The sequence below is a fragment of the Amycolatopsis sp. NPDC005003 genome (genome assembly GCF_053600695.1).
This window is the reverse complement of sequence record NZ_JBSGAI010000103.1, coordinates 1-10579: the sequence shown is the minus strand read 5'-3', so window position 1 is coordinate 10579 and position 10579 is coordinate 1. Positions and strand designations below refer to the sequence as shown.

Annotated in this window: 9 protein-coding genes; 1 reads left to right on the top strand and 8 read right to left on the bottom strand. The window is 72.4% G+C overall.

The window, feature by feature from the left end; translation table 11 throughout:
• Nucleotides 1-153: 153 nt before the first annotated feature.
• From ACWED2_RS48055 to ACWED2_RS48020, 8 genes are all read right to left on the bottom strand, one after another.
• Nucleotides 154-1575 carry an NAD-dependent succinate-semialdehyde dehydrogenase gene (locus ACWED2_RS48055; protein WP_449697192.1) on the bottom strand — a complete coding sequence of 474 codons (1422 nt, stop codon included), beginning with the start codon at nt 1573-1575 and terminating at the stop codon, nt 154-156.
• Nucleotides 1572-3629 (bottom strand): acetate--CoA ligase family protein, encoded by a 2058-nt coding sequence (locus ACWED2_RS48050; protein ID WP_449697191.1) that lies wholly within the window; start codon nt 3627-3629, stop codon nt 1572-1574. Before ACWED2_RS48050 ends, ACWED2_RS48055 begins: the two co-directional genes overlap by 4 nt.
• Nucleotides 3626-4768 (bottom strand): acyl-CoA dehydrogenase family protein, encoded by a 1143-nt coding sequence (locus ACWED2_RS48045; protein WP_449697190.1) that lies wholly within the window; start codon nt 4766-4768, stop codon nt 3626-3628. Before ACWED2_RS48045 ends, ACWED2_RS48050 begins: the two co-directional genes overlap by 4 nt.
• A complete protein-coding gene (locus ACWED2_RS48040; RefSeq protein WP_449697189.1) occupies nt 4765-6132 on the bottom strand; it encodes an MmgE/PrpD family protein in 1368 nt (455 codons plus the stop codon). Before ACWED2_RS48040 ends, ACWED2_RS48045 begins: the two co-directional genes overlap by 4 nt.
• Nucleotides 6133-6211: 79 nt before the next feature.
• Nucleotides 6212-7102: an acyl-CoA thioesterase gene (locus tag ACWED2_RS48035; RefSeq protein WP_449697188.1), complete on the bottom strand. Its 891-nt coding sequence runs from the start codon at nt 7100-7102 to the stop codon at nt 6212-6214.
• Complete coding sequence (locus ACWED2_RS48030) at nt 7099-7308, bottom strand: hypothetical protein (RefSeq protein ID WP_449697187.1); 210 nt, start codon at nt 7306-7308, stop codon at nt 7099-7101. The genes ACWED2_RS48035 and ACWED2_RS48030 overlap by 4 nt, the downstream gene beginning before the upstream one ends.
• Nucleotides 7309-7323: 15 nt before the next feature.
• On the bottom strand, nt 7324-8448 hold the full coding sequence (locus ACWED2_RS48025; RefSeq protein WP_449697186.1) for an amidohydrolase family protein: 1125 nt from the start codon (nt 8446-8448) through the stop codon (nt 7324-7326).
• A gap of 105 nt (nt 8449-8553) precedes the next feature.
• Nucleotides 8554-9150 (bottom strand): TetR/AcrR family transcriptional regulator, encoded by a 597-nt coding sequence (locus tag ACWED2_RS48020; protein ID WP_449697185.1) that lies wholly within the window; start codon nt 9148-9150, stop codon nt 8554-8556.
• A 152-nt stretch (nt 9151-9302) separates the two neighbouring features.
• Here ACWED2_RS48020 and ACWED2_RS48015 point away from each other — a divergent pair, with 152 nt between their 5' ends.
• Complete coding sequence (locus ACWED2_RS48015) at nt 9303-10445, top strand: acyl-CoA dehydrogenase family protein (protein ID WP_449697184.1); 1143 nt, start codon at nt 9303-9305, stop codon at nt 10443-10445.
• Nucleotides 10446-10579 lie beyond the last annotated feature (134 nt).

Here is a 10579-nt window from a genome sequence, read left to right as displayed (position 1 = left end):
TGATGTCCTTGACCGAGCCGTCGTTCCGGCGGACCCGGCGCGGCAGCTCGGCCCAGCCCCACGCGGCGAGCTCGCCGTCCGAAAACCACTGCCGGGTAATTCGGGTTCTAACCCTAATTACCACTCACGACCCCGGCCCCGTGAACCAAGCGGTCAGCTGCGGCTGACGTACTTGAGCCGCTGGAAGCCGCGCAAGCCCTCCGCGCCGCCCTCGGTGCCGACGCCGCTGAGGTGGAACCCGCCGAACGGCGTCTCCGGCAGGGAGGGCCGCCAGCTGTTGACCGCCACCGATCCCGCCGCCAGCTCACGCGTGATGTGCGCCGCCGCGCGCGAGTCGCTGGTCCACGCGTAGGACGCCAGGCCGAACGGCAGCCGGTTCGCTTCCGCCAGTGCCTCGTCCAGGTCGTCGAACGGCGTCACGGTCTTCAGCGGGCCGAACGGCTCGACCGTCCCGGCGAGGGAATCCGGCGGCACCGACGTCAGCACGGTCGGCGCGAAGAACCACCCGGCATCGCCGATCCGCCCACCGCCCGTCTCCACGACGGCGCCGCGAGCACGCGCGTCAGCCGTCATCTCGGTCAGCGCCCGCAGCCGTCGTTCCGTCGCGACCGGTCCCATTTGGACACCGTCGGCCCGGCCGTCGCCCACCTTGCGGTCGCGGACCGCGTCGACGAACGCGGCCAGGAACCGGTCATAGACCTCGGCGTGGACGAGGAACCGGGTCGGCGAGGTGCACACCTGGCCGGAGTTGCGGTAGCACGCCGGCACGGCCGACCGCGCCACCGACTCGACGTCGGCGTCGGCGAGCACCAGGACCGGCGCGTGCCCGCCGAGCTCCATGGTCATCCGGGTCATCGAGGGGGCGCCCAGCGTCCGCAGCTCGGCGCCGACCGCCGTCGAGCCGGTGAAGGTGACCGCCTGCACGACCGGCGACGTCACCAGGTGGCGTCCGATCATCGGCGGGTCGCCGAAGACCACGTTGAGCACGCCGCCGGGCAGCCCGGCCTCTTCCAGCGCCGCGGCCATCATCAGCGCCGCCGTCGGGGTTTCCTCGGCCGGTTTGAGGATCATCGAGCACCCCGCGGCCAGCGCGCCGCCGATCTTGCGCGACGGCGTGACCGCCGGTGCGTTCCACGGCGCGAACGCCGCGACCACGCCGACCGGTTCGAGCACGGTGTGCTGCACGGTGTCCGGATCCCGCGCCGGGATGACCCGGCCGTACGAACGGCGAGCCTCTTCGGCCGCCCATTCGAGGTGCTCGGCGGCCAGTAGGACCTCGGCACGCGACTCGACCAGCGGCTTGCCCAGTTCGAGGGTGATGACCATGGCCAGGTCGCCCGCCCGGTCGCGGATCAGCCGGGCGCCGTCCCGCAGCACCCGGCTCCGCTCGATCGGGGAGGTCCGGCGCCAGGCCGGGAACGCCCGGCGCGCGGCGTCCAGTGCCTCGTCGAGGTCCGCGGCGGTGGCGACCGGCAGGTCGGTGAGGGTTTCGCCGGTCGCCGGGTTCTCGACCGGGCGGGTCTCGGTCCCGGACCCCCGGGTCCAGCGGCCGTCGATGAGCATCCGGGGGATCATTCCGCGTCTCCCTTTGTCGACTTGTCGCGCACCCGGACCACGGCGTCGAGCGCGACGACGCCTTCGCCGTCCGGGCGGACGAGCACGGGGTTGATCTCGGCTTCGACGACGTCACCGCGCGCGGCGAGCTCCGACACCGCCACGACCAGCCGGGCCAGCGCGCCGAGGTCGCCGCGGGGGGCGCCACGATGGCCCCGCAGGGCCGCGATGCCCTTCACCTCGCCGAGCAGGCGACGTGCGGTGGCGAGGTCCACCGGGGCCGGGCGCAGGCTGCGGTCGGCGTAGATCTCGGTGAGCACCCCGCCCGCGGCGACCAGCACGAGCGGGCCCACGTCCGGGTCCTCGCGGTAGCCGACGAGCACCTCGCCGAGGCCGGCCTCCATCGACTGCACCAGCACCGAAGAGATCTCGGCCCCGCCTCGCGCGGCGACCTCGGCGCGAATCCGTGCCGACGCCTCGCGGACCCCTTCGGGGGTGTCCACCGCCAGAACCACGCCGCCGACGTCGCTCTTGTGCCCGAGCGAAGCGGACAACGCCTTGACCGCGACCGGGAACCGCAGGCCGTCCGCGTCCGGGCTGTCCACCGGGAGCACCCGGTGGGGCGCGGCCTCGACACCCACTTCGGCCAGCACGGCGTACGACTCGGCCTCGTCGAGCGGCCGAACCGGGCCGGGCTCGCCGGGTGAGGGTGGTGACACGCTGCGTGGGGCCTGGCGGGCGAACGCCGCGGCGATCGCGTCGGCGCAGGACTCGGGCGTGCGGAAGGCGGGGACACCGGCCGCGGCGAGCATCGCGAGCGCCTCCGGGGCGTGGGGCACCAGGAAGGCGGCCAGGCCGGGACGGTCGGCGCGGTCGACGATCGGGCGCACCGCGACCTCGGGTTCGAACCGGGCCGAGGATCCGACCACGGCGACGACGAGGTCGAACTCACCGCAGGACAGCAGCACGTCCAAGGCGGCGGACATCACTTCGTTCCGGGTGCCCGCCAGCGTGAGGTCGACGATCACGCCCGGCGCGGCGGGCGCTCCGGCCGCGGCGAGCCGATCCAAGGTGGCCGGTGTCGGCCCGGCCACGTCGATGCCCAGCATGCCCAGCTGGTCGACGACCATCGCGGCGCCGCCGCCGGTCGTCGTCACCACGCCGACGCGCGCGCCGCCCGCCACCGGTGTGCGCGCGAGCAGCGGAAGTCCTTCGATCAGGCCGTCGAGGGTGTGGGCGCGGGCGATGCCGCAGTCGGCGAGGAAGGCCGCGGCCACGTCGTCCTCGCCCGCGAGGGACCCGGTGTGGGAAACCGCCAGCTCCGCCGCGGCGCGGGAGCGGCCCAGTTTGTAGGCCAGCACCGGCTTGCCGTGGGCCGCGGCCGCCCGGGCGAAGGTGCGCAGCCCGTCGGCGTGGCGGAGGTTTTCCAGGAACAGCAGGAACCCGGTGACGTCCGGATCGGCCACGGCCGTCCCGCAGATCTCGCCGATCCCCAGGTCCGCCTCGCCGCCGACCGACACCAGGTGGGAACACGCGGCACCGCGGGACAACAGCGCGCCGATGAGGCTGCCGGAGTGCGAGGCGACGAAGATGCCGCCCGGCTTCAGGTCCGGATCGGCGAACGCCGCGTTGGCGGTGAGCGTCAGCCCGGTGCGGGTGTTGACCACACCGAGGCTGCTCGGCCCGACGACCCGGGTGCCGGACTCCCGGGCGACGGCCGCGAGCTCCCGCTGCCGCGCGGCGCCCTCCGGCCCGGCTTCGGCGAAGCCACCGGACAGGACGGTCACCACGGGCACACCCAGCTTGCCGCACTGCCGGACGGCGTCGATCGTGGCCGCCGCCGGGGTCATGAGGAACGCGTGCTCGGGCACCTCGGGCAGGGCGTCGAGCGAGGGGAAGGCCGGTTCGCCGTCGATCTCCGTGACCCGGGTGTTGACCGGGTAGACGGCGCCGGCGAACCCGCTGCGCCGCAGGAACCGCAGCGGCCGCGACGACGCCTTCGCGGGATCCGCGGAAGCGCCGACCAGCGCCACGCTGCGGGGCCGGAACAGCGCGGCGGCGAGCTCGGCGGTCACTTCGGGGCCCGCTGGCTGAACCGGCGGCCCAGCACGCCTTCGGCGATCCGGTTGCGCAGGACTTCGAGGGAGCCACCGGCGATCATCCAGCCCCGCGTGCGGCGGAAGCAGTACTCGACCAGGGTCTCCGTGCTGTAGCCCATCGCGCCCATCACCTGCATGGCCTGGTCGGCGGCCAGGAAGCCCGCCTGGTTGGCCGCCAGCTTGGCGACCGACGTCTCGTAGGCCGAGGGCAGGCCGTCGTTGGCCGCGGCGCGCTCCAGCAGCAGGTCCGCGCCGTCCAGGGCCACGGCCACGTCGGCGAACTTCCACTGGACACCCTGGAAGTCGGCCAGCGTGCGGCCGAACTGCTCGCGCTGGAGCACGTGGTCGCGGGCGATGCCGAACGCCAGCCTGCCCAGGGCGAGCGAACGCGCGGCATTGCCGAGCCGTTCGACGTTGAACCCGCTGATCTGCTTCTTGAAGCCGCCGGCGCCCAGCAGGACGTTCTCCGCGGGGATCCGGCAGTTCTCGAAGTACAGCGGGGCCCACTGCTCGCCGCTCATGTACTCCGACGGCCGGCCGATCTCCAGCCCGGGAGTCCCGCGTTCGACCAGCACCGAGCCGATCCCGCCGACGCCGGGTCCGAAGCGGACGTAGACGAGGAACACGTTCGCCTCGACGCTGTGGGTGGACCAGATCTTGGTGCCGTTGACGACGTACCCGTCGCCGTCCGGTTCGGCGCTCGTGGTCAGGTCGGTGACCGCGGATCCGGCCTCCGGCTCGCTCATCGCCAGCCCCAGCAGCGTCCTGCCGGCCAGGAACCCGGGCAGGAAGCGGGCTTTCTGGTCGTCGTCGGCGTACTCGGCGAAGGTCCGCAGCGCCCCGAAGTTGCCGGCCTGCACGACGTCGGCGCTCTTCGGGCAGACGAGGCCGACTTCCCGGATGGCCGTCACGGCGTCGAGCAGGGTGGCGCCCTGGCCGCCGTCGCGTTCGGGCACGGTCAGCCCGAGCAGGCCTTGCCGCCCCAGCAGCTCCGCGACGTCCCACGGGTACCCGGTGGTGTGGGCTCGTTCGAGCGCGCCCGCCGCCAGCCGGTCGTGGGCGAAGGCGCGGACCGACTCGGCGAACGCCGTCCGGTCCTCGGTGCTGGTGGTCATCGGGGCTTTCCTTCCTCGTCCGACAGCTCGGACATGACGGCGGCGATGTCGTCGAACGCCCACACGGCGGCGGCCACCCCGGCCGCCCGTCCGGCACCCAGGACCGGATCGGCGAGCAGCCGGAACTTCGCGGTGAGTTCTTCGTCGTCCAGGGGCCGGCTCGGCTCGCCGCGCGGCTGGCCGACCTCGCGGCTCAGCGACGGCTGCCCGGCGCGGTGCACGGTGACCCGGGCCGGCCGCTCGGCCGGGTAGCGGGCGTCGAACTCGGCGCCGGCGACGATCTCGACCCGGGCCGCGAGGGCGGCCACTGCAGGTGACGCCCGGTGGGCCTCGTCGAACTGCGGCAGGCCGACCTCGCCGTCGAGCAGGGTCACCGCCACGGCGTAGGGCAGGCTCATCTGGGCGTCGATGAAGCTGCCGAACGTCGTGTGCGCGTGGGCCGCGGCGACCGAGTAGGTCTCGACGCGCACCGCCGTCACCGTGCCGAGGTCGTGCTCGGCCCGCAGGTCCAGCAGCGCGTCGATCGCCGCGTGCAGGTGACGGCAGCAGGGGTGGACCTTGACGTAGGTGTCCCGCAGCACCCAGCGTTCGCCGAGCCCGTCGAGCAGCTCGGCGGGGCGCCACGCGCCGCGGGCGAAGGCGGGGAAGTAGCCGTTGGTGCCTTCGAGCACCGTCGCCGGACCGCTGACGCCCAGCTGGGCAACGTGGGCGGACAGCAGGCCGTCGCGGGCCGCCTTGCCGGCGTGCAGCCGCTTGACCTCGGCGCCGCTGCCCAGGAACTCGAACAGCCCGCCGGAGTGGGAGCCCGCCACCCCCAGTGCCGAGACCACGTCGGCCCGATCGAGGCCGAGCACCACCGACACCCCGGCCGCGGCACCGAGCACTCCGGCCAGCGCGGTGTTGTGGAACCCGGCCTCCCGGGTCGCCGGGTGGGCGGCGCGGGCCAGCCGGCAGGTCACCTCCACGGCGGTCGCGACGGCACGCAGCACGACGTCCGCCGGTGCGCCGGCGCTCTCGGCCGCGGCCAGGACGGCCGGGATCGTCGGCGCGCTCGGGTGCACCGAGCCCGGGGTGTAGCCGTCGTCGACGTCCAGTGCGTGCGCGGCGGTGCCGTTGGCCAGCGCCGCCCCGGCGGCCGACGCGCGCCCGCCGCCGGCGACGTGGGCGTGGTCGCCCGGGTACATCCGGGTGACGAGGTCGCGGACCGCGGCCGCCACCGGCGTCGCCGAGCCGGCGATCGTGGCCGCGAGGCAGTCCAGCACGAGTCTCCTGGCCTGGTGGGCGACCGTGGCGTCCAGCCGGGCACGTTGCATGCCGTGCACCCACTCGGCGAGCGTCGCTGTCGCGCCGGAACCGTCACGCACTCGGATACCGCCCTCAACCGGAGGAGTAATAGTCAATTCATCTAACTATATCCGAGAGCGTGGCCCGCCGGAAGGGCCGCTACTGGGGGCGGACGCGCACGAGTCCTTCTTGGACCGCGCTGGCCACGTGCCGCCCGGCGCGGTCGAAGAAGTGCCCGCGCGCCAGCCCGCGGCCGCCGCCGGCGGTCGGGGACTCCTGGTCGAACAGCAGCCAGTCGTCCACCCGGAACGGGCGGTGGAACCAGACCGCGTGATCCAGGCTGGCCATGGCGACCCGGCCGCCGTCCGCGCCGAACGACTCCAGCCGGTGGGCATACGTGACGCCGCTGAGCAGCGTCAGGTCGCTGGCGTAGGTCAGCAGGCAGGCGTGCAGCAGCGGATCGTCACCGAGGTCGTCGACCGCCCGGAGCCAGACCTGGGTGGTGCGCTCCGGATCCCGCCCGGCCCGCCAGCCGTCCTCGCCGACCCGGCGCAGGTCGAACGGGAGGATGTTGCGCGGGGTGTCCCGGCCCGCCTGCAGGAAAGCTTCGTGCGGCGTGGGCAGCGATTCCGGCGGCGGGGCGGCCGGCATCGCCTCCTGGTGGACGAGGCCCGGTTCGTCGCCGTGGAAGCTCGCCGACATCGTGAAGATCGTTTCGCCGTGCTGCAGGGCGTCCACCCGGCGGGTGGTGAACGAGCGGCCGTCCCGGATCCGGTGGACGCGGTAGACGATGGGGGTCGCGGGCCGGCCGGGCCGCACGAAATAGCCGTGCAGGCTGTGCACCGGCCGGTCGCGGGCGACCGTGCGGCCGGCGGCCACCAGCGCCTGCCCGGCGACCTGGCCGCCGAACACCCGCTGGGTCGCCTCGCGCGGGCTCCGGCCGCGGAAGAGGTCCACCTCGAGGTGTTCCAGGTCCAGGATTTCGCCGACCAGCTCGAGCAATGCGGCCCGCGCGGGATCGGGAACGGACCGGGCAGGCGCGCGGGTCACGGGAGCGAGCCGGTGTGTTCGCGGGCGAGCCGCAGCCCTTCGGCCCGGCTGGGCGCGGTCACCTCCCAGCGCTCGCACGAGCACGCGCACACGTAGGTGCCGTCGTCCCGCGGGATCACCGACTGGGCCATGCAACGCCCGGCTTTCTCCGCCACCTCGTGCAGGAACTCGGTGGGGGAGTCGTAAAGGACGGTGTCGTCACTCACGTCGTCACTCCCCGGTCAGGCCGCTGCGGGCAGGGGCGGCACGTCGGGGAACAGCTCGGTGAAGGCGCCGACCGTGATGCGGTGCCGGACTCCCGCGTCCACGCCGTCGAACAGGTGGTGCAGCGTGTCCTGCGTGTGCCCGTAGGTGCCTTCCATGTGCGGGTAGTCGCTGCCCCACATGACGTTCCGGTACCCCATCGCGGTGCACGCGGCGATCGCCGACTCGTCGTGCTGGAAGGAGGCGTACACCTGCGAGTAGATGATCTCCTTCGGCGACCGCTTGAGCTTGGGCCGCACCGCCATCGCGTGCTGGCGGTACCCCTCCTCCATCCGGTCGGCGACGAACGGCACCCAGGTGGCGCCGCCCTCGGACACCAGGACCCGCAGGTCCGGGTGGCGGTCGAGGGCGCCGGAAGCGACCAGCTTCATCACGGCGCGCTGACCGCCGAAGGTCGTCTCGGTGTAGTTCAGCACGGCGCCGCCGGGTCCCCGGTAGACCACTCCGGACGCGCCGCCCTTGGACAGGTCGATGGGGTCGGTGCCGATGTGGAAGGCGAGCACGATGTTCGCCCGCTCGGCGGCCGTCCAGAACGGCTCCCACACGTCCTGGTTGTAGTCCTTCTGCAGCGGGTGCGGCGCGACCGGGAGGTAGACCGCGCGGTAGCCCATTTCAGCGACGCGCTCCAGCTCCGCCACCGCGTCGCCGATGTCCAGGGTGGACACCTGCGCGGTGGTGACCAGCCGCGGGGAGAACTTCTCGATGGCGTCCCAGGCCCAGTCGTTGCTGACCCGGAGTGCTTCCCGGAGGACCTCGGGGGTGCGGAACGACGAGCTCCACATGCCCAGCGACGGGAAGACCAGCTCCGCCCAGACGCCCTCGTTGTCCAGGTCGACCATGCGCTTGGCGAGGTCGCGGGCGCCCGGCGCGCGGTGGGTTGCCTCGAGGAACTCCTTGTTGCGTCCGGTCGGCAGCTTGCGGCGGAAGGACATGCCGTCGATGTGCACGGTCTCCCACTCGCCGTCCGGGTCCTTCTCGGCACGCGGCACGAGCTCGGCCAGCCGCGCCGGCAGGTTCTCCCGCCAGAGTTCTTCCGGCTCGAGGAAGTGCGAGTCACCGGAGTTCGCCCAGATCTTCTCCATTGGAAATCCTTCTTCCGGGGGTCCACGGCACCCGAGGAGTGAAAATGACGTTTTCAGTAGAGTCCTTGAACGCCAGGCTGTCAACACCCGGGTTCTGTCGGTTCGTCAGGAGCTGACGGGCGCCTTCGCGCCGAGGGCGCGCAGCGCGAAGCCGGTCAGCAGCTCGGCCGTCTCGTTCGGGGTGGTGGGGGCGGTCCCGGCGATCTGCTCGTCGAAGGCGTGCTGGATCGCGGCGCGGATCCAGCCGGCGTCCGAGGCGGGCCGGGCCAGCGGGAAGGTGCCGTCGGTTTGGCCGCGTTCGAGGATCTTGACCAGTTCGTCCTGCACGAGTGCGTGGTAGCGCTGCCGCTCGGCGAGGTACCCCTTCGCGCGGGCGATCTCCTCCGACGACATGACCAGCACGCGCTGGCGACGGCGCGGATCGGCGGTGATCCGCAGCATGGCCTGCACGAAGGCGAGGAGTGCGGCGGCGGGAGGCTCGGCGGCCGCGGCGCGGCGCAGGCGGGCGGCCACCCGGTCGGAGTCCTGCCGGAACAACGCGAGCAGCAGTTCGTCCTTCGAGTCGAAGTGGCGGTAGAACGCGCGGGTGCCCAGCCCGGCGGACCGCAGGACCTCGCTCACCGACAGGCTGGTGCCGCCCGTGGCGGCCAGGCCCCGGTACGCGGCGTCGATGATCCGGTCACGTTCCGACAGCTGGTCCACGCACCGCTCCCTCGTCGCACTCTCGCCACAGCGTAGAGCAGGTGCGCGCCGGCCGCCGCTGTCGACCTTGACATCGGCCGTTATAGTTTAATTAGCTAACTGAATAACCCGACGGCATCGGCTGAGCAGGCCGGGACGAGGAGTCGGCCGAGATGCGCCGCACCATATTCACCGAAGACCACGAGCTGTTCCGCCGCTCCGCGAGGACGTACTTCGAGAAGGAGTGCGTGCCGTTCGTCGACGAGTGGGAGGCGGCCGGCAAGGTCAGCCGTGAGGCCTGGCTGAAGGCCGGCGAGCAGGGCCTGCTCGGCTGGGAGGTGCCCGAGGAGTACGGCGGCTCCGGGGTCGCGGACTTCCGGTTCAACGCGATCCTCACCGAGGAGTACTGGGCGAGCGGCGCGGTGGGCATCGGGCTCGGCCTGCAGAACGACATCATGGCGCCGTACCTGATCACCCTGACGACGGACGAGCAGCGGCGGCGGTGGCTGCCCGGGTTCTGCTCGGGGGAGATCATCACCGCCATCGCGATGTCGGAGCCGGGTGCCGGGTCCGACGTCCGGGGTCTGCGCACGACCGCCCGCCGCGAGGGCGACGAATACGTGCTCAACGGGACGAAGACGTTCATCTCGAACGGGCTCCTCGCCGACCTGGTCCTGGTCGCGTGCAAGACCGATCCGGCCGCCGGGCACCGGGGTATCAGCCTCATCGCGGTGGAAACCGGGACTCCCGGGTTCTCCCGGGGCCGCAAGCTGGACAAGATCGGGCAGCGCTCGGCCGACACCGCGGAGCTGGTCTTCACCGACGTCCGGGTGCCGGTCGAAAACCTCGTCGGCGAGGAAAACCGCGGTTTCTACCACCTGATGCAGAACCTGCCCAAGGAGCGGCTCGGCATCGCCGTGCACGCGGTGGCGAGTGCGCGGCGGGCCTACGAGATCACCCTCGCCTACGCGGGCGACCGGGAGGCGTTCGGCCAGCCGATCGGGAAGTTCCAGGTCAACCGGCATGCGCTCGCCGAGATGCGGACCAAGATCGACGTGATGGGCACCTACCTCGACCAGTGCATCCTGGCCGCGAACACGGGTGAGCTGACCGCCGAGGAGGCGGCCGGCGCGAAGTGGTGGACGACCGAGACGCAGTGGGAGATCCTCGACCGCTGCCTCCAGCTGCACGGCGGATACGGCTACGTCAACGAGTACGAGATCGCCCGGTTGTGGCGGGACGCCCGGGTGCAACGGCTCTACGGGGGCACCACGGAGATCATGAAGGACCTGATCGGCCGGTCCATGGGCCTCTGACCGGCGCCGCCGTCGTGAGTGGTAATTAGGGTTCTAACCCCAAAAAAAAAAAACAACCCCCCCCCCCCCAAAGCAATAGATAAAAACAAACCCCCCAAAAACAAAAAATACCCCCAACAAAAAAAAAAAAGAGG

What these genes read in the sequence shown, in the direction of transcription:
- ACWED2_RS48055 (WP_449697192.1), bottom strand. Translation starts at nt 1,575, where the DNA reads ATGATCCCCCGGATGCTCATCGACGGCCGCTGGACCCGGGGGTCCGGG.
- ACWED2_RS48045 (WP_449697190.1), bottom strand. Translation starts at nt 4,768, where the DNA reads ATGACCACCAGCACCGAGGACCGGACGGCGTTCGCCGAGTCGGTCCGC.
- ACWED2_RS48025 (WP_449697186.1), bottom strand. Translation starts at nt 8,448, where the DNA reads ATGGAGAAGATCTGGGCGAACTCCGGTGACTCGCACTTCCTCGAGCCG.
- ACWED2_RS48015 (WP_449697184.1), top strand. Translation starts at nt 9,303, where the DNA reads ATGCGCCGCACCATATTCACCGAAGACCACGAGCTGTTCCGCCGCTCC.